General features: G+C 71.9%; 18 protein-coding genes. 13 read left to right on the top strand and 5 right to left on the bottom strand.

Annotation, left to right across the window (positions count from 1 at the left end; all coding sequences use genetic code 11):
- Nucleotides 1-4: 4 nt before the first annotated feature.
- Both QFZ76_RS06940 and QFZ76_RS06935 read left to right on the top strand, forming a co-directional pair.
- A complete protein-coding gene (locus QFZ76_RS06940) occupies nucleotides 5-595 on the top strand; it encodes a hypothetical protein (RefSeq protein ID WP_307672878.1) in 591 nt (196 codons plus the stop codon).
- A gap of 105 nt (nucleotides 596-700) precedes the next feature.
- On the top strand, nucleotides 701-1,153 hold the full coding sequence (locus QFZ76_RS06935) for a phospholipase (protein WP_307672877.1): 453 nt from the start codon (nucleotides 701-703) through the stop codon (nucleotides 1,151-1,153).
- Nucleotides 1,154-1,200: 47 nt separating this feature from the next.
- On the opposite strand, the gene QFZ76_RS06930 is transcribed toward QFZ76_RS06935, so the two are convergent.
- The gene (locus tag QFZ76_RS06930; protein ID WP_307672876.1) at nucleotides 1,201-3,453 is read right to left on the bottom strand and encodes a cation-translocating P-type ATPase; all 2,253 of its coding nucleotides are present in this window, start codon (nucleotides 3,451-3,453) and stop codon (nucleotides 1,201-1,203) included.
- Between the two features lie 211 nt (nucleotides 3,454-3,664).
- Here QFZ76_RS06930 and QFZ76_RS06925 point away from each other — a divergent pair, with 211 nt between their 5' ends.
- The 3 genes from QFZ76_RS06925 to QFZ76_RS06915 all read left to right on the top strand — a co-directional run bounded on the left by QFZ76_RS06925 (nucleotide 3,665) and on the right by QFZ76_RS06915 (nucleotide 8,127).
- Entirely contained in the window at nucleotides 3,665-4,642 is a 978-nt protein-coding gene (locus tag QFZ76_RS06925) for a hypothetical protein (protein ID WP_307672875.1), read from the top strand.
- 172 nt (nucleotides 4,643-4,814) lie between these two features.
- Entirely contained in the window at nucleotides 4,815-6,401 is a 1,587-nt protein-coding gene (locus QFZ76_RS06920; RefSeq protein WP_307672874.1) for a carboxylesterase/lipase family protein, read from the top strand.
- A 55-nt stretch (nucleotides 6,402-6,456) separates the two neighbouring features.
- Entirely contained in the window at nucleotides 6,457-8,127 is a 1,671-nt protein-coding gene (locus tag QFZ76_RS06915; RefSeq protein ID WP_307672873.1) for a carboxylesterase/lipase family protein, read from the top strand.
- Between the two features lie 25 nt (nucleotides 8,128-8,152).
- Here QFZ76_RS06915 and QFZ76_RS06910 read toward each other — a convergent pair whose 3' ends face one another.
- Nucleotides 8,153-9,979: a glycoside hydrolase family 15 protein gene (locus tag QFZ76_RS06910; RefSeq protein ID WP_307672872.1), complete on the bottom strand. Its 1,827-nt coding sequence runs from the start codon at nucleotides 9,977-9,979 to the stop codon at nucleotides 8,153-8,155.
- 143 nt (nucleotides 9,980-10,122) lie between these two features.
- Here QFZ76_RS06910 and QFZ76_RS06905 point away from each other — a divergent pair, with 143 nt between their 5' ends.
- Entirely contained in the window at nucleotides 10,123-10,707 is a 585-nt protein-coding gene (locus QFZ76_RS06905) for a TetR/AcrR family transcriptional regulator (protein WP_307672871.1), read from the top strand.
- A gap of 17 nt (nucleotides 10,708-10,724) precedes the next feature.
- Nucleotides 10,725-11,912 (top strand): GDSL-type esterase/lipase family protein, encoded by a 1,188-nt coding sequence (locus tag QFZ76_RS06900; RefSeq protein WP_307672870.1) that lies wholly within the window; start codon nucleotides 10,725-10,727, stop codon nucleotides 11,910-11,912.
- A 57-nt stretch (nucleotides 11,913-11,969) separates the two neighbouring features.
- Here QFZ76_RS06900 and QFZ76_RS06895 read toward each other — a convergent pair whose 3' ends face one another.
- On the bottom strand, nucleotides 11,970-12,749 hold the full coding sequence (locus QFZ76_RS06895; protein WP_307672869.1) for a DeoR/GlpR family DNA-binding transcription regulator: 780 nt from the start codon (nucleotides 12,747-12,749) through the stop codon (nucleotides 11,970-11,972).
- 125 nt (nucleotides 12,750-12,874) lie between these two features.
- Here QFZ76_RS06895 and QFZ76_RS06890 point away from each other — a divergent pair, with 125 nt between their 5' ends.
- Complete coding sequence (locus tag QFZ76_RS06890) at nucleotides 12,875-13,756, top strand: SIS domain-containing protein (RefSeq protein WP_307672868.1); 882 nt, start codon at nucleotides 12,875-12,877, stop codon at nucleotides 13,754-13,756.
- Between the two features lie 23 nt (nucleotides 13,757-13,779).
- The gene (locus QFZ76_RS06885; RefSeq protein ID WP_307672867.1) at nucleotides 13,780-14,646 is read left to right on the top strand and encodes a class II fructose-bisphosphate aldolase; all 867 of its coding nucleotides are present in this window, start codon (nucleotides 13,780-13,782) and stop codon (nucleotides 14,644-14,646) included.
- Here the strand turns inward: QFZ76_RS06885 and QFZ76_RS06880 are convergent.
- The gene (locus tag QFZ76_RS06880) at nucleotides 14,636-15,769 is read right to left on the bottom strand and encodes a methyltransferase (protein WP_373464503.1); all 1,134 of its coding nucleotides are present in this window, start codon (nucleotides 15,767-15,769) and stop codon (nucleotides 14,636-14,638) included. The two genes, QFZ76_RS06885 and QFZ76_RS06880, sit on opposite strands and share 11 nt — an antisense overlap.
- Nucleotides 15,770-15,835: 66 nt before the next feature.
- On the opposite strand from QFZ76_RS06880, the gene QFZ76_RS06875 reads away from it, so the two are divergent.
- The 3 genes from QFZ76_RS06875 to QFZ76_RS06865 are packed head-to-tail and all read left to right on the top strand — an operon-like array spanning nucleotide 15,836 to nucleotide 18,258.
- Entirely contained in the window at nucleotides 15,836-16,477 is a 642-nt protein-coding gene (locus tag QFZ76_RS06875) for an alpha-ketoglutarate-dependent dioxygenase AlkB (RefSeq protein WP_307672865.1), read from the top strand.
- A gap of 36 nt (nucleotides 16,478-16,513) precedes the next feature.
- Nucleotides 16,514-17,755 (top strand): ROK family protein, encoded by a 1,242-nt coding sequence (locus tag QFZ76_RS06870; protein ID WP_307672864.1) that lies wholly within the window; start codon nucleotides 16,514-16,516, stop codon nucleotides 17,753-17,755.
- Between the two features lie 53 nt (nucleotides 17,756-17,808).
- Entirely contained in the window at nucleotides 17,809-18,258 is a 450-nt protein-coding gene (locus QFZ76_RS06865) for an RpiB/LacA/LacB family sugar-phosphate isomerase (RefSeq protein WP_307672863.1), read from the top strand.
- Here the strand turns inward: QFZ76_RS06865 and ilvY are convergent.
- Entirely contained in the window at nucleotides 18,255-19,130 is an 876-nt protein-coding gene (gene ilvY / locus QFZ76_RS06860) for an HTH-type transcriptional activator IlvY (protein WP_307672862.1), read from the bottom strand. The genes QFZ76_RS06865 and ilvY overlap by 4 nt on opposite strands.
- An 89-nt stretch (nucleotides 19,131-19,219) precedes the next feature.
- On the opposite strand from ilvY, the gene QFZ76_RS06855 reads away from it, so the two are divergent.
- Nucleotides 19,220-20,689 carry a ketol-acid reductoisomerase gene (locus QFZ76_RS06855; protein WP_307672861.1) on the top strand — a complete coding sequence of 490 codons (1,470 nt, stop codon included), beginning with the start codon at nucleotides 19,220-19,222 and terminating at the stop codon, nucleotides 20,687-20,689.
- Nucleotides 20,690-20,754: the final 65 nt, after the last annotated feature.

Here is a 20,754-nt window from a genome sequence, read left to right as displayed (position 1 = left end):
CGGCATGCGCTCGCGAGAACCCGGTGAGGTCTTCGGGCCCCGCATGACGCTGTTCGCCGACGTGCTGAGCGTCGGCCTCGCCACCTCCCTGGCCTGCCTTCCGCTGGTGACCGTCCCGGCCGCGCTGTCGACCGCGTGCGCGGTGCTGCGGGGCGCGGGGGAGGGGCAACCCGCCACCGCCGGACGGTACTTCGCGATGCTACGGCGACGGCTGTGGGCCGGTGACCTGGCGGTGGGCGTGCTCGCCCTGACGGGCGCGCTGCTCTGCGCCGCGGACCTGGCGCTGGCCCGCGTCGGTCTGCCGGGGGCGCCGCTGTTCGCGGTGGTGGCCGCGGCGATCGGCGCGGGCGCCCTCGTGGTGGGCCTGCGGGCCTGCGCCCGCCCCGAGTCGCTCACCGACTGGCCGGCCGCCCTGCGCGCGGCCGCGCGGGACGTCGTAGCGGATCCGGGTGGCTCCGCCCTGGTGCTGCTCGCGGTGGCGACGGCGGTGCTGTGTGCGTGGATGCTGGTGCCGCTCGCCTTCCTGGCGCCGGGGCCGCTGGCGTTGGCGCTGACCGCCGTCGACGTCCGTTTCGCCGGTATATCCCAGAGTTAATGGTCCATTAGAGGACTTGGGGTGTGAAAGGGCACTTGGGGTGTCAATCATCTTGTCATGGACCTGCGGCCCGACGGGCGGGCCGCAGTCTCATGGAGGTGTGGGATGCACCGCAGACTCGCCACCGGAATGGCCGCCTCAACTCTGGCCCTGATCACCGTCGTCGGCACCGCCGCGGCCGCCGACGCCGCTCCCGCCGACAAGCCCCAGGTCCTTGCGAGCTGGACCCAGACCAGCGCGTCGAGCTACAACTCCTGGGCCACTGCCCGCGCGAACCAGTCCGCCTGGGGCGCGTACGCGTTCGACTGGAGCACCGACTACTGCTCCTCCTCGCCGGACAACCCGCTCGGCTTCCCCTTCCGGATGTCCTGCGCCCGGCATGACTTCGGCTACCGCAACTACAAGGCCGCGGGCGCCTTCAGCGCCAACAAGACCCGCCTCGACAGCGCGTTCTACGAGGACCTCAAGCGGGTGTGCGCCGGCTACGGCGGCGGCACGAAGACCGCCTGCAACAGCACGGCGTGGACGTACTACCAGGCCGTGAAGGCCTTCGGCTGAAGTGACACGTCCGGTCGGGGCGCCGAGGCTGCCCCCGACCGGACGGCTCAGACCGCTGCCCGGAAGCCGCGCAGCCGCAGCGAGTTGCCGATCACGAACACCGACGAGAAGGCCATGGCTGCCCCGGCCAGCATCGGGTTGAGCAGACCGGCCGCGGCGAGCGGCAGGGCGGCCACGTTGTACGCGAAGGCCCAGAACAGGTTGGTGCGGATCGTGCCGAGGGTGCGGCGGGCGAGCCGGATGGCGTCGGCCGCGGCGCGCAGGTCACCCCGTACGAGGGTCAGGTCGCCCGCCTCGATCGCGGCGTCCGTGCCGGTGCCCATCGCCAGCCCCAGGTCGGCCTGGGCGAGAGCGGCCGCGTCGTTGACACCGTCGCCGACCATCGCGACCGAACGGCCCTCCCGCTGAAGCCGCTTGACGACCTCGACCTTGTCCTCGGGCAGCACCTCGGCGACGACGTGCTCGGGCGCGATGCCGACCTCACGGGCGACGGACTCGGCCACGGCCCGGTTGTCCCCGGTCAGCAGGATCGGGGTCAGACCGAGGGCGCGCAGCCGCGTGATCGCCTCGGCGCTGGTCTCCTTCACCGCGTCCGCGACCACGAGGACCGCCCGCGCCTCTCCGTCCCAGGCGACCACGACGGCCGTACGCCCGGCCGCCTCGGCCTCCTCCTTGGCCCGCCCCAGCTTCTCGGGCAGTTCCATGGCCCAGTCGGCGAGCAGCCGTTCGCGGCCGACGAGGACCGCGTGACCGTCGACGATGCCCTGCACCCCGAGACCCGGCACGTTCGCGAAGTCCTCGGGCGCCGGCAGCGACCCCAGCTTCTGCAGCGCGCCCTCGGCGACGGCACGGGCGATCGGGTGCTCGGAGGCGTGCTCCAAGGCCCCCGCCAGCCGCAGGACGTCGGTCTCCTCGGCGCCCTCCGCCGTGTGTACGGCCGTCAGGGCCATCCGGCCGGTGGTGACGGTGCCCGTCTTGTCGAGGACCACGGTGTCGACCTTGCGGGTGGATTCCAGGACCTCGGGTCCCTTGATGAGGATGCCGAGCTGCGCGCCGCGTCCGGTGCCGACCAGCAGCGCGGTCGGCGTGGCCAGCCCCAGGGCGCACGGGCAGGCGATGATCAGTACGGCGACGGCTGCGGTGAAGGCCGCCGTGGCGCCGGAGCCGTTGCCGAGCCAGAACCCGAGCGTGCCCAGCGCGAGCGCGATCACGATCGGCACGAACACCCCGGAGATCCGGTCGGCGAGCCGCTGCGCCGCGGCCTTGCCGTTCTGCGCGTCCTCCACGAGCTTCGCCATCCGGGCCAGCTGGGTGTCGGCGCCGACCCGGGTCGCCTCGACGACGAGCCGGCCGCCCGCGTTGACCGTCGCGCCGGTGACCGGGTCGCCGACACCCACCTCCACGGGCACGGACTCGCCGGTCAGCATGGAGGCGTCCACGGCGGAGGAGCCCTCGACGACGGTGCCGTCGGTGGCGATCTTCTCGCCGGGGCGGACCAGGAAGCGCATGCCGACCTTCAGGTCACCGACGGGGATGCGCTCCTCTCGCCCGTCGTTCAGGACGGTGACGTCCTTCGCGCCCAGCTCCAGCAGCGCCCGCAGCGCCGCACCGGCCTTGCGCTTGGAGCGGGCCTCGAAGTACCGCCCGGCCAGGATGAAGGCGGTGACACCGGCGGCGGCCTCCAGGTACAGGTTCCCCGACCCGTCGCCGCGGGCTACGGTCAGCTCGAACGGGTGGGTCATGCCGGGTGTGCCCGCGGTCCCGAAGAACAGCGCCCACAGCGACCAGCCGAACGCGGCCGCCGTACCGATCGAGATCAGCGTGTCCATCGTCGCCGCGCCGTGCCGGGCGTTGGTGAACGCGGCCTTGTGGAAAGGCCATCCGGCGTACGTCACCACAGGCGCCGCGAGCGTGAGCGACAGCCACTGCCAGTACTCGAACTGCAGGGCCGGGATCATGGCCATCGCGACGACGGGCACGGCCAGCACCACGGCGGTGACCAACCGCTCCCGCAGCGGCCGGAGTTCGTCGTCCGCCGCCGCCGTGTCGTCGTGCTGCGGTTCGGGCGGTTCGGGTTCCTGCGCTGTGTATCCGGTCTTCTCGACGGTGGCTATCAGGTCCCGCACGGAGACCTCACCGCCGTGGCTGACCCTGGCCTTCTCGGTGGCGTAGTTGACGGTGGCCGTGACGCCGTCCATCCGGTTGAGCTTCTTCTCGATGCGCGCCGCGCACGAGGCGCAGGTCATGCCGCCGATGACGAGTTCCGTCTCGGCGGCGGGGCCGGTCGTGGTGGTGGTCATCGCTGCTCCTGGGATCGTCCCTGCCGTGGATCCGTGGATCTGTCGACGCGGATACGGGGAGGGGGTATCGTGCGTCTCGTGTTCTGTATACCCCCACCCCGTATCGAGAGCAAGTCTTCCCAGTGCTTGACTAGGTACCCCCAGGGGGTATGGTGAGCTGTATCGAGGCCTCGCACCGAAGCCCGGGGCCCCTGTCTCCCAGGAGTCGACCATGCACGCTGGACTGAAGATCACCACGTTCGCCGCGGCGCTGGCCGCGACCTTCGGCACCGCGTACGGCGTGGGCAAGGGTCTCGGCCCGGTCGTCGAGGACAGCACGCCCCCGCGCCACGAAAGCCACAGCGAGGCGTCACCGTCTCCAGACGGAGGGGGCGGCCGGGCAGGTCGTGAAGCGGAACCGGCGGGCGGGCTGCAGATCTCCGAGAAGGGCTACACCCTCGACCTCGAAACTCCCAGGGTCGCCGCCGGACGCCCCGCCGGCCTGCGCTTCGTCATCCGGGACGACAGCGGCCGCGCGGTCACCTCCTACCGGCGGGAACACGACAAGGAACTCCACCTCATCGTGGCCTCGCGCGACCTGGGCACCTACCGCCATCTGCACCCCGCCCGCGCCGCCGACGGCGCCTGGAGCATCCCCGTCGACCTGCCCCGTGCGGGCGGCTACCGCGTCTTCGCCGACTTCACCCCGGAGAAGAAGAACGCCGAGAACCTCACCCTCGGCGCGGATCTCGCGGCCTCGGGCCCCTACGAGCCGCAGCCCGTGCCGGCACCGAACACCACCGCCCGGATCGACGGCTACGAGGTCGCGCTGAACGGCGCCCTGCGACCGGGCACGGCGGGCGAGCTGACCCTGAAGATCTCCCGCAACGGCAAGCCGGTCACCGACCTGCAGCCCTACCTCGGCGCGTACGGCCATCTGGTCGCCCTGCGCTCCGGCGACCTCGCCTACCTCCACGTCCACCCCAACGGCGAACCCGGAGACGGCACGACCGAGCCCGGCCCGGCCGTCTCCTTCACGGCCACGGCGCCGAGCAGCGGCACCTACCGGCTCTTCCTCGACTTCAAGCACGACGGCAAGGTGCGCACCGCGGCGTTCACCGTCCGGGCGGGAGTGGCGGAGGCGCCGGCGACAGCCCCGGACGGCGAGCCGACGGACGTACACGAGTCCTCTGGCGGTCACGGGCACTGACACCTGGTCGGGCCCGGCTGTCGCGTTCACCGGCAGCCGGGCGCAACCGTTTCAAGTATTGTAAACAATCTCGTCGCACATCTTGCTCACAGTGTTGCCGCGCGGTTACGTTCGCAGGCGCCGCGGACCGGCCGTCCACCTGCGCGGTCCTCTTCTGAGAGGCGACGAGTTGATGAGACGTAGCTTCAGGCAACTTTCGGCCGCCCTGGTGACGGCGGCCGTCGTTCCCGCCCTGGCGCTGGGCGCCGCGCGCGTGGCGGCGGATTCCACCGGACACCCTTCCAAGGAGCAGAGCACCTCGGTCGTGCGGACCGAGAGCGGACCCGTCCGCGGCATCACCGAGGCGGGTGCCGACCGGTTCCTCGGTCTGCCCTACGCGGCGCCGCCGGTACGGGAGTTGAGGTTCGCACCGCCCGCCGCGCCGGAGTCCTGGAAGGACGTTCGGGAGGCCGACCGGCAGTCGCCCGCCTGTCTGCAGTTCGAGCCCACCGGTGTACGGGAGGAACGGGCCGTCAGCGAGGACTGCCTGTATCTGGACGTGTACCGCCCGGCCCGGACGGCCACCACCGCGAAACTGCCCGTCATGGTGTGGTTCCACGGCGGCGGCCACACCCAGGGCACCGGTGTCATCTACGGCGGCAGCACCATGGCCGCGAAGACCGACACCATCGTCATCTCCGTCAACTACCGCCTGGGCGCCCTCGGTTTCCTCGCCCACCCGGCCCTCAGCGCCGTCACACCCGGCGGTTCCGGCAACTACGGGCGCATGGACCAACGGGCGTCGCTGGAGTGGGTACAGGACAACATCGCCCGCTTCGGCGGCGACCCGGGCAACGTCACGATCTACGGCCAGTCGGCCGGCGGCTCCGCCGTCTGCGACCTGATGGCCATGCCGTCGGCGCGGGGCCTGTTCGATCAGGCGATCGTGCAGAGTGCCACGTGTCTGAGCGACCGCACCGCACTGTCGGCCGGGGAGCAGAGCGGCGTCGGATTCGCCCAGGCGGTGGGCTGCACCGACGCGGCCTCGGAGGCCGTCGTCGCCTGCCTGCGAAAGGCCTGGCCCGGCACACTCATCGCCCACCAGGCCGACTATCGCGGAAGCTCCAAGGTGGGCGGCTCCCTGCTCCCCAAGGCCTTCAAGCAGGCTTTCGAGGACGGCAGTTGGAACGCCGTCCCGGTCATGACGGGCACCACCCGCTCCGAGAACCGGCTGCTGTCCACCGCACTCGCCGGCATCACCGCGCAGGGCTACGAGGACCTGGTCCGCACAACGTACGGAGACCGTGCCGAACGCGTCCTGGAGCTCTATCCCCTGAGCCGCTTCAAGAGCCCCTACGATGCCATCACCCAGGTCCAGACCGACGCCCAGCGGGCCTGCTCCATGCAGCAGACCGCCCAGGTGATGGCGGCCAAGACCCCCGTCTACCGCTACGAGTTCAACGACCCCACCTCGCCGACCCTCTACGGATTCGCCGTCCCCGGCGAGGACATGTCCAACGCCCACAGCGCGGAACTCGCCTACCTCTTCGACTTCACCCTCGGCGAGAAGCCCCTCACCGCACGGCAGGAGCGACTCTCGGACCAGATGATGCGGTACTGGGGCGCCTTCGCGCACCACGGCGATCCGAACGTCAAGGGCGCCCCGGCCTGGCCGACGTACGGCCCCGAGCAGAAGGTGCTGCAGCTGCGCACCGCAGGAGCGAGCAAGGTCGTCACCACGTTCGCGGCCGACCACCACTGCGACTTCTGGCTCACCTGACACCACACCCCCGCCACCTTCCCTCAGCACGCCCGCACGCAGAGAGCAGGGAGCAATGAGAGCGATCACCGCCCTGCGCGGCAGAGTCCGCGCCACCCTCGCCACCGTGAGTCTCCTCGGCCTCGGGATCACCCCCGTCGTCGCCCAGGCCGCCCAGTCCGACGACGCGCCCACGCAGTCGGCCCGCCCCGCCTCCACCCTCGTACAGACCACGAACGGCAAGGTCAAAGGCGCCCACCGGACCGGCTACGACGAGTGGCTCGGCATCCCGTACGCGGCCGACGCCTCCGGTGCGGGCCGGTGGAAGCCGCCGCAGCCGGCCGCCCGGTGGTCCGGCGTGCGCGACGCCACCTCCTTCTCCGACCGCTGTGCGCAGAACAGCGGTTGGGACCCCGGCTACGAGAAGACCATCACCTCGGAGGACTGCCTCGCCCTCAACGTCTACGTCCCCGACCGAGCCAAGGCGAACGCCCCGGTGCTGGTGTGGATCCACGGCGGCGGCTTCACCGGCGGCGCGGGCCAGGACACCGATCCGCGCAGGTTCGTCGAGCAGACGGGCGCGGTCGTCGTCACCGTCAACTACCGCGTCGGCGTGCTCGGCACGCTGAACCTGCCCCAGTTGCAGGCCGAGAGCAAGGACGGCCCCGGCAACTACGGGCTCCTCGACCAGCAGGCGGCCCTGCGCTGGGTGCACGGCAACATCGCCCGCTTCGGCGGTGATCCGAGGAACGTGACCATCGCCGGGCAGTCGGCCGGTGCCGGTTCGGTCTGCGACCACCTCGCCTCGCCCACCGCCAAGGGGCTGTTCGCCCGGGCGGGCATCATGAGCGGCGGCTGCAACCTGCAGTCCGTGGCCTCCGGTCAGGCGCAGAGCGAGGCGTTCGTCAAGGCCGTCGGCTGCGACGCCGCCTCCGAGGTCGTCGCCTGTCTGCGCGCCAAGCCCGCCGCCGACCTGCTGGCCGCCCAGAAGAAGGCGGGCGTCTCCCCGTCCGTCGGCGGCTCCGCCTTCCCCGTCAACCCAGGCACCGCCGTCCAGACGGGGAAGTTCAACCGCGTCCCGGTGATGCTGGGTCAGACCAACAGCGAACGCGGCCTGTTCACCTTCCAGAACTACGACTACCTCGGTGCGCCGATGACGGCCGCCGGGTATGAGACGGCAGTCCGCTCCGCCTATGGCGCGAACGCCGACAAGGTGCTCGCCGAATACCCGCTCAGCGCCTATGACACTCCTGGCGAGGCGTTCACCGCCGCCCAGAACGACTCGACGTCCTCCACCCGGCAGCAGCTGATGAGCGCGCTGTCGAAGTGGGTCCCCACGTACGCCTACGAGTTCGCCGAGAGCGACACCCCGCACTTCACGTCCATCTTCCTGATCCAGCAGAAGAGCGAGTCCGCGCGCGCCTTCCCCTTCGGCGGCGCCATCCATGTCGACGACCTCGGCTACCTCTGGGACTACCTGGGCCAGACCATGCCGTACGACGACGACCAGCTGGAGCTGTCCCGGCAGATGATCACCTACTGGGGCCGGTTCGCCGCCGACGCGGACCCGAACGGCCCCCGCACCCCGGTCTGGCCCAAGTACGGCGCGAGGACACAGGAGTTGATGTCACTGGTCGCCTGTGACACCGCACCGGCGGGCTCCGAGCCCCCGGCGGCCTGTTCCAGGGCCACCCGGGACTTCGGTGCGGAGCACAACCTCGACTTCTGGCAGGGTCTGTCGTCCTGACGCCCGCCCCGCGTGCCCTCGGCGGTCAGCCGAGGGCACGGTCGAGGTTGAACGCGGCGCTGATCAGGGCGAGATGCGTGAACGCCTGGGGGAAGTTGCCCTGCTGCTCGCCCGTGTGGCTGATCTCCTCGGCGTACAGGCCCAGATGGTTGGCGTACGTGAGCATCTTCTCGAAGGCCAGCCGCGCCTCGTCGATCCGCCCGGCGTGGACCATGGCCTCGACGTACCAGAACGAGCAGATGGAGAACGTGCCCTCGTCGCCGTGCAGTCCGTCGGGGCTCGCCTGCGGGTCGTAGCGGTAGACCAGTGAGTCGGACACCAGGTCGTGGGTGAGCGCGTCCAGAGTGGACAGCCACTTGGGGTCGGTGGGGGCGATGAACTTCGTCAACGGCATCATCAGGACGGCCGCGTCGAGGACGTCACCGTCCTCGGTCTGCACGAAGGCCTGGCGGGTCTCGGACCAGCCGCGCTTCATGATCCGCCGGTAGATCGTGTCGCGGCACTCCCGCCAGCGGTTCAGATCGGCGGGCAGGCCGCGCCGGTTGGCCATGCGGATCGCCCGCTCGATCGCCACCCAGCACATCAGCCGCGAGTACAGGAAGTTCTTGCGGCCGCCGCGGGTCTCCCAGATGCCCTCGTCCGGCTGGTCCCAGTGCTCGCACACCCAGTCCACCAGTGCGCACACGTCGTCCCACTGGCCGCTGGAGATCGGCTTGGCCCACTTGTCGTAGAGGTAGATCGAGTCGATCAGCGCACCGTAGATGTCGAGTTGGAGCTGCTCGGCCGCGCCGTTGCCGACCCGTACCGGCGCGGAGCCCTGATGTCCCTCCAGGTGGTCGAGTTCCCGCTCGGGCAGGTCGGTGCGGCCGTCGATGCCGTACATGATCTGCAGGGGACCCGACGGCTTGCCGTCGCCGGGACTGATGTGCCGGGTCACGAAGTCCATGAACGCCTCGGCCTCGCCGGTGAAGCCCAGCCGCAGCAACGCGTACACGCAGAAGGCGGCGTCGCGCACCCACACGTACCGGTAGTCCCAGTTGCGTTCACCGCCGAGTTCCTCCGGCAGGCTGGTTGTCGGGGCGGCCACGATCGCGCCGGTCGGGGCGTAGGTCAGCAGCTTCAGAGTGAGGGCCGAGCGGTGCACCATCTCCCGCCAGCGGCCACGGTACTTGGACGCGGACAGCCAGTTCCGCCAGTACGCGACCGTGGTGGTGAACTGCTCCTCGGCCTCCGTCCGCGCACATCGGCGGGGAGCCACCTCGCCGCCCACCTGGTCCAGCGCGAACACCGCCGACTCGCCCTCGGCGAGCTTGAAGTCGGCCCGCGCGTCCAGGCCCTCGACCTCCAGCGGCACCGTCGCTGTCAGCCCCAGTGACAGCTCGGCGGACTCGAAGACCGCGACGTCGCCGACCATGCGGACCGTGTGCGGCTGGGCGCCGTAGTCGAAGCGAGGCGCCACGCGCGTGCGGAACGGGATGGAGCCGCGCACGCACACCACCCGCCGGATCAGCCGGTGCCGTTCGATCTCCACCGAGCTGCCGTCGACCGGCATGAAGTCCTGCACCTCGCCGACGCCGTCCTCGGTGTAGAACCGGGTGATCAGGACGTTGGTGTCGGGGAAGTAGAACTGCTTGGTGCGGGCCGGCACGCTCGCCGCCAGTTCGAAAGAGCCGCCCTTCTCCGCGTCCAGGATCGAGGCGAAGACGCTCGGGGCGTCGAAGGAGGGGCAGCAGTACCAGTCGATCGTGCCGTCGGTCCCCACCAGGGCCACGCTCCGCAGATCGCCGATCAGACCGTGTTCGGCGATCGGCAGATAGCGCGCGGCCCCGGACACCTGCTCTGTTGCATCCATCGCAGCCTCCCGGGCCCGACACACGATCAACTCAGCCTCAGCTTAGGGGGAGCGGGCGGGGCGGCGGGGGGAAAGGGATATGCGAATTTGCCTAAAGCTATTAGGCAGGTGCACACTGGATTCAGGTGAACGAGGGGTAGGTTATGGCACGGGTAGGGCTGACCAGGGAACGTCTGGTCCGGGCGGGAGCCGAGCTGGCCGACGAGGTCGGGTTCGACCAGGTGACCGTCTCGGAGCTCGCCAGGCGGTTCGACGTCAAGGTCGCGAGCCTGTACTCGCACGTGAGGAACTCCGACGACCTCAAGAGCGGCATCGCCCTGCTCGCCCTGGAGGAGCTGGCCGACCGGGGCGCCGCCGCGCTGGCCGGCCGGGCCGGGAAGGACGCCCTGACCGCCCTGGCGAACGTGTACCGCGACTACGCGCGGGAGCATCCCGGCCGGTACTCCGCCGCCCAGTGGCGGCTCACTCCGGAGGAGGCGGCCGCGAGCGCGGGCGGCAGACACGCCGGGATGACACGGGCGATCCTGCGCGGCTACGACCTCACCGAGCCCGACCAGACGCATGCCGTCCGGCTGTTGGGCAGTGTCTTCCACGGCTACGTCAGCCTGGAGCTGGCTGGCGGGTTCAGCCACAGCGCCCCCGACTCGCAGGAGAGCTGGTCGCGGATCCTGGACGCCCTCGACGCCCTGCTGCGCAACTGGCCCGCGGCGCAGCCTCCCACACGATGACCGACAGGTTGAGATCAATGCACACCCAGGACAACTGGACCACCACACCCGTGACCGCGGAGCTGCTGCGCGGCGCCCTCGACGTGGAGCGCACCGAGCACGGCGTGCTGCCGCACCGGCTGCCCGCCCGGGCCCGCGCCCAGTGTGCCGACGCCCAACTGGCCATGGCGGAGGCCCAGCCCTCCGGCGTACGGCTGGTCTTCCGCACCCGGGCCACCGCCATCGAGCTGGACACGCTGCCCACCAAGCGCAGCTACGTGGGCGCCCCGCCCCGCCCGGACGGCGTGTACGACCTGCTCGTCGACGGCCGCCCGGCCGGCCGGGGGAGCGTCACGGGCGGCAACGTCGTGATCATCGACATGGCCGCCGGGACCGCCGAGCACCGGCCTGGCCCGCCCGGCACCCTCCGCTTCACCGGTCTGCCCGACGGCGCCAAGGACGTCGAGCTCTGGCTGCCGCACAACGAGACCACCGAACTGATCGCCCTGCGCACCGACGCCCCCGTCGAGCCCGCCCCGGACCCGGGCCGCAGGGTGTGGCTGCACCACGGCAGCTCGATCAGCCACGGCTCCGACGCCGCGAGTCCCACCGCCATCTGGCCCGCGCTCGCCGCGTCCCTCGGCGGGGTGGAACTGATCAACCTGGGACTGGCCGGCAGCGCCCTGCTGGATCCGTTCACCGCCCGCACCCTGCGCGACACCCCCGCCGACCTGGTCAGCGTGAAGATCGGCATCAACCTGGTCAACGCCGACCTGATGCGCCTGCGCGCCTTCGGCCCCGCCGTCCACGGCTTCCTCGACACCGTCCGCGAAGGGCACCCCACCACCCCGCTGCTCGTCGTCTCGCCCATCCTGTGTCCCATCCACGAGGACACGCCCGGGCCCAGCGCCCCGGACTTCACGGGCCTCGCCGAGGGGCGGCTGCGGTTCGTGGCCATGGGCGATCCGGCCGAGCGTGCGGTCGGAAAGCTGACCCTGGGCGTCATACGGGACGAGCTGGCCCGGATCGTGGCGCAGCGGGCGGCCGAGGACCCGAACCTGTACTACCTCGACGGCCGCGACCTCTACGGCGAGGCGGACTCCGCCGAGCTCCCGCTGCCCGACAACCTCCACCCCGACGCCACCACCCACCGCCACATCGGCGAACGCTTCGCCGAGCTGGCCTTCGCGACCGACGGGGCCTTCCGTGACCGCAGGGTCGCCTGACCGCCCTGACCGCCCTGACCGCCCTGACCGCCCTGACCGCCCTGACCGCCCTGAGGGCTAGACCGCGACGACCCGCAGCCCCGCCTCCTCGAACTGCCGTACGGTGTCCGGCCCGGCCGCCGTGTCCGTGACCAGCGTGTCCACGGACGCCGTCGCGCAGATCCGGGCGAAGGCGCGCTGCCCCAGTTTGCTGGAGTCCGCGGCGACGATCACGCGTTCGGCGCGTTCGCAGAGCAGCCGGTTGATCGCCGCCTCCGCCTCGTCGTGCGCGGACGTGCCGTGCGTGACGTCGAAGGCGACGACACCGAGGACCGCCACGTCGATCGTGATCTGGCTCAGCACGCCGTCGGCGAGCGGTCCGACGAGTTCGTAGGACTGCGGGCGCGCGACCCCGCCGGTCAGCACGATCTTGAACTGAGGGCGCACGGCCAGCTCGTTGGCGATGTTGAGCGCGTTCGTGACCACGGTCAGCGCGGGCGAACCGGACGACAGGTCACCGCGCACGGCCAGCGCCCGCGCCACCTCGGTCGTGGTCGTCCCGCCGGTGAGTCCCACCGCCTCGCCGGGGGTGACGAGACTCGCCACCGCCTTCCCGATGCGCTGTTTCTCCGAGGCGTGGCGGGCCGTCTTGTAGCGCAGTGGCAGCTCGTACGACACCCCGTGCACGACCGCGCCGCCGCGCGTGCGCACCAGCATCTGCTGCTCGGCCAGCTGGTCGAAGTCGCGCCGGATCGTCGCGGACGACACCGCCAGCTCGGCGGCCGCCTCCTCGACGTCCAACCGGCCGCGCTCGACCAGCAGTTCCAGCAGGGCCTTCCAACGGGCGTCGCGTGACATCCGCGCCCTCCGTTCCTCGATCTCCAGGCGACCCTAGCGCACCCACCCTTCTGCTCGAATGCTTGATTGTGCTCGAAACTTCGCTATATCTTGCACAAACAAGCAAAGTGACGAAGGGGTGCGGCATGACCCATGTAGAGGACGAGCTGGCCAGCCAGCCCGACTGCTGGACGCGCGCGGCTGTACGGGCGCCGGAGCACGCCGGGACGCTGCCGGCGCCGGGGGAGCGGGTCGCGATCGTCGGCTGTGGCACCTCGTACTTCATGGCGCAGGCGGTGGCGGCGCTGCGCGAGGCGTCGGGCCAGGGCGAGACGGACGCCTTCGCCGCCTCCGAGTTCCCGTACGGCCGCTCGTACGACCGGATCGTCGCCCTCACCCGCTCCGGCACCACCACCGAGGTGCTGGAGCTGCTGCGTGAGGTGCGGGGACACACGCGCACGACCGCCATCACCGCGGACCCCGGTACCCCCGTCATGGAAGCCGCCGACGACCTCGTCGTCCTGGACTTCGCGGACGAACGCTCGGTCGTGCAGACCCGGTTCGCCACCACCGCGCTCACCCTGCTCCGCGCGCACCTCGGCCTGCACACCGACGCCGTCGTCGCCGACGCCCGCACCGCACTCGTCTCCCCGCTGCCCCAAGGCCTCGTGGACTGCACCCAGTTCACCTTCCTCGGCCGCGGCTGGACGGTCGGGCTGGCCAACGAGGCCGGACTGAAGATGCGCGAGGCCTGTCTCGCCTGGACCGAGGCCTACCCGGCGATGGAGTACCGGCACGGCCCCATCAGCATCACCACCCACGGCACCGCCACCTGGATGCTCGGCGAGGCACCCGAGGGCCTGCCCGAACAGGTCCGCGACACAGGCGCGTTGTGGGTCGCGGGCGGCCTCGACCCGCTCGCCGAGCTGGTCCGCGTCCAGCGGCTCGCCGTAGCCGTCGCCGCGGTCCGCGGCCTGGACCCCGACCAGCCCCGCCACCTCACCCGCTCAGTGATCCTCGCCCCCTGACGCGCCGAGACAGGAGACAGTCCGTGCCCCTCGTCACCACCGGCGAGCTCGTCACCCGCGCCGCCGCCACGCAGTCCGCCGTCGCCGCCTTCAACATCATCACGCTGGAACATGTCGAGGCGGTCGTCGCCGGGGCGGAGTCGGTGGGTGCACCCGTCGTCCTCCAAGTAAGTGAGAACGCCGTCAAGTTCCGCTACGGTCGACTGCTTCCGCTGGCCCGCGCCGCCGTCGCCGCCGCCGAACGAGCCACCGTACCCGTGGGGTTGCACCTGGACCACGTACAGAGCGACGACCTCCTCCGCCAGGCACCCGACGCCGGATTCAGCTCCGTCATGTACGACGCGGCCCGACTTCCGTACGACGAGAACCTCGCCGCGACCAGAGCCGCCGCCGACTGGGCGCATGCCCAAGGGCTGTGGGTCGAGGCGGAGTTGGGACGGATCGGCGGCAAGAACGGCGAGTCGCCGCTGGACGCCCACGCACCCGGGGCCCGCACCGACCCCGGGGAGGCCCGGGCCTTCGTCGCGGACTCCGGCGTCGACGCCCTCGCGGTGGCCGTCGGCAGCTCCCACGCCATGACCACCCGCACCGCCGCCCTCGACCACACCCTCCTCAAACACCTCGCCGACACCCTGGACGTCCCGCTCGTGCTGCACGGCTCGTCCGGAGTGCCGGACGGCGAGCTGGCCAAGGCCGTCGCGGGCGGCATCACCAAGATCAACGTCGGCACCGCGCTCAACATCGCCATGACCGACGCGATCCGCGAGTTCCTGGCCGCCCACCCCGAGGCGGTCGACGCACGGACGTACCTGGGGGTGGGACGGGAGGCGATGGTGCGGGCGGTGGCGGGGATCATCCGGGCCCTCACAGGACCGACCGCTACCTCTTGACAGCCTTGAGCACCACGAACTTCGGGCCGCTGGCGACCAGTTCACTGTTGCCGAACAACCGCCGCAGCTTCAGGTGGTATCCGAGATGACGGTTGCCGATCACCCACAGCTCGCCGCCCGGCCGAAGCGCGCGCCGCGCCCCGGTGAACATCCGCCAGGCCGTGGTGTCCGTGGTCGCCTGGTGCGAGTGGAACGGCGGATTGTTCAGCACCAGGTCCACGCTGTCCGCGGGCACTCCGGCCAGCCCGTCCCCGACGCGGAACTCGGCATGCCCCGGCGCGCCGTTCGCCTTGAACGTCGCCTCCGCCGAGGCCACCGCCTGGAACGACTCGTCCACGAACAGCACCTCCGCCTCGGGATCGGCCAGCGCCATCGCCGTACCGACGACCCCGTTCCCGCACCCCAGGTCCACCACGCGCCGCCCGCCGCGGCTGTCCGGCAGATGCTCCAGGAGGAACCGGGTGCCGATGTCGAGACGGTCCGCGCAGAAGACGCCGGCGTGGTTGACGACGGTACGGCCCGAGACAAGGCCGATGCCGTCGGGGAGCTCATAGCTGTACGGCCACGGATTGGCGGCCCGTTCCGGCGACGGCTCGGGCGTGCAGAAGATCAGCCGGGCCTTCTTCTCCGCGAGCGAGGTGCGGGTCGGACCGAGGATCCGCTCGAACAACTGCAACGTCGAGGTGTGGATCTCCTTCACCATGCCGGTGCCGACGACGACCGTGCCCTCGTGCACCGAGGGCGCCAGCCTCAGCAACTGGTCCTCCAGCAGCGCCAGGCTCTTCGGCACCCGCACCAGCAGCACGTCGACGCGACCGGGCGGCGGATCCTGCGTGGTGAGGAGCCGCACGGCACCGGTCTCGACGCCGGCCCGCGCCAGGTTCGCCCGGGTCGCCTCCTGGGTCAGGTACGAGTCGGTGATCTGCGCCGGCCGGTGCGCCGCGAGCGCCGTGACCAGCGCGCCCCAGCGATCCCCGACCACCACGACCGTGCCGGACAGCGGGACGTCCTGGTCCGCGAGATACCGGAGGAGGTACTCGTCGGAGGCGTCCCAGGCGCGCAGCCTCTCACGCGGGTCCTCGGGGAAGCGGGACAGCGCGAGCTCGCCCCAGGGAGTCGTCATACGGTCGTTCATCGTGCGTCCAGGCTAGCCGAGCCGCAGCTCAGCGCTGTCGGGCAGGATGGAACCATGGACACCGAGCTGTTCCCGAGGACCCGTACGCAGGTCGCGCCGGGCGCGGTGCACGTGCCGGACTGGCTGGACACGGCCCGCCAGCGCGACCTGATCGAGGCCTGCCGGGAGTGGGCCCGCCCGCCGGCCGGCCTCAGGACGGTCCGCACCCCCGGCGGCGGCACGATGACCGCCCGCCAGGTGTGTCTGGGCTGGCACTGGTACCCGTACGCCTACGCCCGCACGGTCGTCGACGGCGACGGCGCACCGGTGAAGCCGTTCCCGGGCTGGTTGGGTGAGCTGGGCCGGCGTGCCGCGAGAGAGGCCCTGGGTGCCGCATCGGATCCGTACGACATCGCACTGATCAACTTCTACGAGGGCGATGCCCGCATGGGCATGCACCGCGACAGCGACGAGAAGTCGGACGCCCCGGTGGTGTCCCTGAGCCTCGGCGACACCTGCGTCTTCCGCTTCGGCAACCCCGAGACCCGGATCCGGCCGTACACGGACGTCGAGCTGCGCAGCGGCGACCTGTTCGTGTTCGGCGGGCCGTCCCGGCTCGCGTACCACGGGGTGCCCCGGGTCCAGGCGGGTACGGCACCGCCGGAGTTGGGTCTGGTCGGGCGGTTGAACATCACGCTTCGGGCCAGTGGTCTGTAGGCCGCGGAGTCTGCGGATCATGGGAGACTCGCCCTCATGAGCGGCAAGGTGGACCCCCGGACGGCGGGGGAAGGGACCCCCTCGAGGGCGCGGCTGGACCGGGGGCGCGGTGCGCTCGGGCCCGCGTTGGAGCTCGTGCACACCGGACGCGCGCCGACCCGTGCCGTGCTGACCGCCGAGCTCGGCGTGACGCGGGCCACCGCCGGCGCGGTCGCCGCCGAACTGGAGGCGCTCGGGCTGATCCGGGTCGACGCCCGGCCCGGCGCGGCGGCCGGTTCGCAGGGGCGGCCCTCGCACCGGCTCGCGGTCGCCGAGGACGGGCCCGTCGTGCTGGCCGCACAGGTGCACGCCGACGGGTTCCGGGCGGCGCTGGTCGGTCTGGGCGGCCGTATCGTCGCCACCGCGCCCGGCTGCGAAACCGTCGAAGAAGATCCCGCGAAGGTCCTCGTGTCCGTCGTGGAGGCCGGCGCCGAACTGCTGCGCACGACCGGACGGCGGTGCGTGGGCGCCGGGCTGGCCGTGCCGTCGGCGGTCGCCGAGCCGGACGGACTCGCCCTGAACCCGCTGCACCTGGCGTGGCCGGTGGGCGCCCCGGTGCGCCGTATCTTCGCGGAGTGCGTGCGCTCGGCCGGGATCGGCGGACCGGCCTTCGCGGGCAACGACGTCAACCTCGCCGCGCTCGCCGAGCACCGGCACGGCGCGGGCCGCGGCGCCCGGGACCTGCTGTGCGTGGCCACCGGCCACCGGGGCGTGGGCGGCGCGCTGGTGCTCGACGGGCGTCTGCACACCGGGAGTTCCGGGCTGGCGCTCGAAGTCGGCCACCTCACGGTCAACCCGGAGGGCCGCCCCTGCCACTGCGGCAGCCGCGGCTGCCTCGACGTCGAGGCCGACCCGCTCGCCTTCCTCACCGCGGCGGGCCGCGACCCGGGTCCGGAGGTGTCCCTCCTTCAGCAGGCCAACGACCTGGTCCGCAACCACTACGACGACCCGTCCGTCCGCACCGCCACCGAGGCCCTGATCGACCGCCTCGGCCTCGGCCTGGCCGGCCTGGTGAACATCCTCAACCCGGACCGGATCATCCTCGGCGGCCTGCACCGCACCCTGCTGGACGCCGACCCGGGCCGACTCCGCGCGGTCGTCGCCGACCGCAGCCTGTGGGGGCAGAGCGGCGGCGTCCCCATCCTGGCGTGCACCCTCGACCACAACAGCCTGGTCGGCGCGGCCGAGCTGGCCTGGCAGCCGGTGCTGGACGATCCGCTGAGCGCGCTGGCCCAGTGAGCTCACGCACCCGCGCAAGGCGTCTTCGGACACGCCCCGGGTAGGCTCGTGACATGCGGATCTCCGTCTCCTCGGACATGGACGAACCCGTGGCGCGCGGCCTCGTCGCCGAACTGCGCGACCGCGGCCACGAGGTCGTGCCGTACGGCGCGCTGAGCCCCGGCGACGACCCCCAGTGGGCCGTCTGCTCGGAGGCCGCCGCGCGTGAGGTCGCCGCCGGAACCGCCGACCAGGCGGTCGTGTGCTGCTGGACCGGCACGGGCGCCTCGATCGCCGCGAACAAGGTGCCGGGCGTACGGGCCGCCCTGTGCACGGACGCCTACACGGCGGACGGCGCACGCCGCTGGAACGACGCCAATGTGCTCGCCCTCAGCCTGCGGCTGACGTCCGAGCCGCTGCTCAAGGAGATCCTCGACGCCTGGTTCGCCGCGGAGGCCGGCACGGACACCGAGGACCGGGAGAACGTGGCCCGCATCGGACGCCTCGACCTCGGCAGGGCCTAGTGCCGCGATAGCCACCGGCTTTCCGGCGCCGTGAGGCTCCACAACGCCGCCACCAGCGGCCGGCGCAGATCGACCCGCCGTACGCACAACCCGATCGGGAACGGCTCCGGCAACGGCTCCACGGGAAGCACGGCGAGCCGGTCGCGCACCGCGCTGTGCTCCAGTACGAGACGGGGGACCACGCCCGTGCCGCAGCCCAGGGCGACGAGCGTCAACAGCCCTTCATGGCCGTCGGGTTCGCAGGCCACCTCGGGTGCCGTGCCGCGCATCCGGAACCAGCGGTCGGCGGCCTCGCGGACCAGCCCTCGGTGGGGGAGGACGAACGGACCGTCGAGACCGGGGTCGGGGCGGTCGCGTGCGGTGACCAGGACCAGCTCGGTGACCGCGACCGTGCGGCTGACCAGGGGTTCCGGCAGCCGGGCCGGGATCCCCGCGACGGCCACGTCGACCTCGCCCTCGTCCAGCCGGGCCAGCGCCGCCGCCGCGTCACCGGTGCGCAGGTCCAGCCGTACCTGCGGATGGGCGGCGCGGAACGGGGCCAACAGGTCGGGCAGCAGCGCCTGACAGGCGGTGACCGTCGCGAACACGGCGAGCCGACCGGTCAGTTCGGCCGGGTCGGGGTGCTCCTCGCGGTAGGCACGCCACAACTCCAGCGCCTGCACCGCGTATGCGCGGAAGCGGTGCCCCTCCGCCGTGAGTGACACCCCGCGCGGGCCTCGGTCGAACAGCCGGTGGCCGAGATCGGCCTCCAGCCGCTGCACAGTCCGGGTCAGCGTCGCCGGGCTGACATGGCAGTCCAGGCTCGTCCGGCCGAAGTTGAGCGTCTGCGCCAGATGCAGGAAGAGTCGCAGCTCCCGGTGGTCCTCCCGCACTGTCCTGACCTCGCCCTTTCACTTCACGCAACACCGCGCTGCAAAGGTTGCGCTTGCCGCAACACTCGGGCGGAGCCTACAACTCGACCATGACCTCGACCACGTACACCTCCCGTGTCTTCGCCCTCGAAACGATGGACGTGCCCGGCGGCACCGAGACGACCCTGCGCGGCGGCCGACACCTGTTTTCCCTCCTGCCGCAGGCCTTCGAAGGCGTCCGCCGCATCGGCGTCCTCGGCTGGGGCCCGCAGGGCCGCGCCCAGGCGCGCAACCTGCGCGACTCCCTCGCCGGCACGGACATCCGGGTGACCGTGGGCCTTCGCCCCGGCTCCCGCTCGGCCGCCGACGCCCGTGCCCACGGCTTCACGGAGGAGGACGGCACGCTCGGCGACTGGCTCGCCGTCGCCGCCGACAGCGACCTGGTGATCCTGCTGATCGCGGACGCCGCCCTCGCCGCGCACCACGAGGAGGTCTTCGCGGTCCTCGAACCGGGCGCCGCGATCGGTCTCTCGCACGGATTCCTGCTCGGCCATCTGCGGGAGACCGGCGGTGACTTCCCGCCCGGACATCCGGTGATCGCCGTCTGTCCCAAGGGCATGGGCGACTCCGTGCGCCGCCTGTACCAGCAGGGCGCCGAGGTCAACGGCGCCGGGATCAACAGCAGTTTCGCCGTGCACGCCGACCCCGACGGCCGGGCCGTCGACCTCGCGCTCGGCTGGTCGGTGGCGCTGGGCTCGCCGTACACCTTCCGCACCACGCTCGACAGCGAGTACCTCTCCGACATCGTGGGGGAGCGGGCCATCCTGCTCGGCGCCGTCCACGGCATCGTGGAGAGCCTGTACGGCCGCCACCGCCTGGCCGGAGACGACGAGGTGACCGCGTACGAGAGGTCCTGCGAGAACGTCACCGGACCGATCGCCCGCACCATCTCGCGCGCCGGACTGCGCGCGGTGCGCGAGAGCCTCGACGCGGCCGGCCGGGACGTGTTCGACCGCGCGTACACGGCGACGTACGCACCCGCCCGCGAGATCGTCGCCGAGATCTACGACGAGGTCGCCGACGGGACCGAGCTGCGCAGCGTCATCCTGGCCGAACGGCGGCTCGGGGCCCGCCCGATGACCGAGATCGGCGGCTCGCCGATGTGGTCGGCCGGCGACCGGGTGCGGGCCCGGCGCGCCGGACGCGAGCTGCCGGTCGACCCGTTCACCGCCGGGGTCTTCGTCGCCACCATGCTGGCCCAGGTCGACGAGTTCGCCGAGCGCGGGCACCCGTGGTCGGAGATCGTCAACGAGTCCGTCATCGAGGCCGTCGACTCGCTGCTGCCCTACATGCACGCCCGGGACGTGGCCCACATGGTCGACAACTGCTCCCGCACCGCCCGCCTCGGCGCCCGTCGCTGGGGCCCGCGCTTCCAGGCCGCGTACGAGCAGATCGCCTACCCCGCGGCCGAGGGCCCGGCAGACGCGTCCCTGGTGGCGGCCTTCGACACTCACCCCGTCCACGAGGCCCTGGCGGCTGCGGCGAAGCTCCGGCCGTCGGTGGACATCGCGGTGGCCTAGAGGCCGCGCGGGGTGAAGGCGGTGGTACGCCCAGTGCCATGTCGTCGCCTTCCTTGTCGCCTCCG

Source organism: Streptomyces sp. V4I2, assembly GCF_030817655.1.
Taxonomy (GTDB): Bacteria; Actinomycetota; Actinomycetes; order Streptomycetales; family Streptomycetaceae; genus Streptomyces; species Streptomyces plumbiresistens.
This window is presented reverse-complemented; position numbering and strand designations above follow the sequence as displayed.

Bases quoted from the DNA above. Each gene is read 5' to 3' on its own strand.
- QFZ76_RS06940 (WP_307672878.1), top strand. From the start codon at position 5: ATGCGCTCGCGAGAACCCGGTGAGGTCTTCGGGCCCCGCATGACGCTG.
- QFZ76_RS06935 (WP_307672877.1), top strand. From the start codon at position 701: ATGCACCGCAGACTCGCCACCGGAATGGCCGCCTCAACTCTGGCCCTG.
- QFZ76_RS06930 (WP_307672876.1), bottom strand. From the start codon at position 3,453: ATGACCACCACCACGACCGGCCCCGCCGCCGAGACGGAACTCGTCATC.
- QFZ76_RS06925 (WP_307672875.1), top strand. From the start codon at position 3,665: ATGCACGCTGGACTGAAGATCACCACGTTCGCCGCGGCGCTGGCCGCG.
- QFZ76_RS06920 (WP_307672874.1), top strand. From the start codon at position 4,815: ATGAGACGTAGCTTCAGGCAACTTTCGGCCGCCCTGGTGACGGCGGCC.
- QFZ76_RS06915 (WP_307672873.1), top strand. From the start codon at position 6,457: ATGAGAGCGATCACCGCCCTGCGCGGCAGAGTCCGCGCCACCCTCGCC.
- QFZ76_RS06910 (WP_307672872.1), bottom strand. From the start codon at position 9,979: ATGGATGCAACAGAGCAGGTGTCCGGGGCCGCGCGCTATCTGCCGATC.
- QFZ76_RS06905 (WP_307672871.1), top strand. From the start codon at position 10,123: ATGGCACGGGTAGGGCTGACCAGGGAACGTCTGGTCCGGGCGGGAGCC.
- QFZ76_RS06900 (WP_307672870.1), top strand. From the start codon at position 10,725: ATGCACACCCAGGACAACTGGACCACCACACCCGTGACCGCGGAGCTG.
- QFZ76_RS06895 (WP_307672869.1), bottom strand. From the start codon at position 12,749: ATGTCACGCGACGCCCGTTGGAAGGCCCTGCTGGAACTGCTGGTCGAG.
- QFZ76_RS06890 (WP_307672868.1), top strand. From the start codon at position 12,875: ATGACCCATGTAGAGGACGAGCTGGCCAGCCAGCCCGACTGCTGGACG.
- QFZ76_RS06880 (WP_373464503.1), bottom strand. From the start codon at position 15,769: ATGACGACTCCCTGGGGCGAGCTCGCGCTGTCCCGCTTCCCCGAGGAC.
- QFZ76_RS06875 (WP_307672865.1), top strand. From the start codon at position 15,836: ATGGACACCGAGCTGTTCCCGAGGACCCGTACGCAGGTCGCGCCGGGC.
- QFZ76_RS06870 (WP_307672864.1), top strand. From the start codon at position 16,514: ATGAGCGGCAAGGTGGACCCCCGGACGGCGGGGGAAGGGACCCCCTCG.
- QFZ76_RS06865 (WP_307672863.1), top strand. From the start codon at position 17,809: ATGCGGATCTCCGTCTCCTCGGACATGGACGAACCCGTGGCGCGCGGC.
- QFZ76_RS06855 (WP_307672861.1), top strand. From the start codon at position 19,220: ATGACCTCGACCACGTACACCTCCCGTGTCTTCGCCCTCGAAACGATG.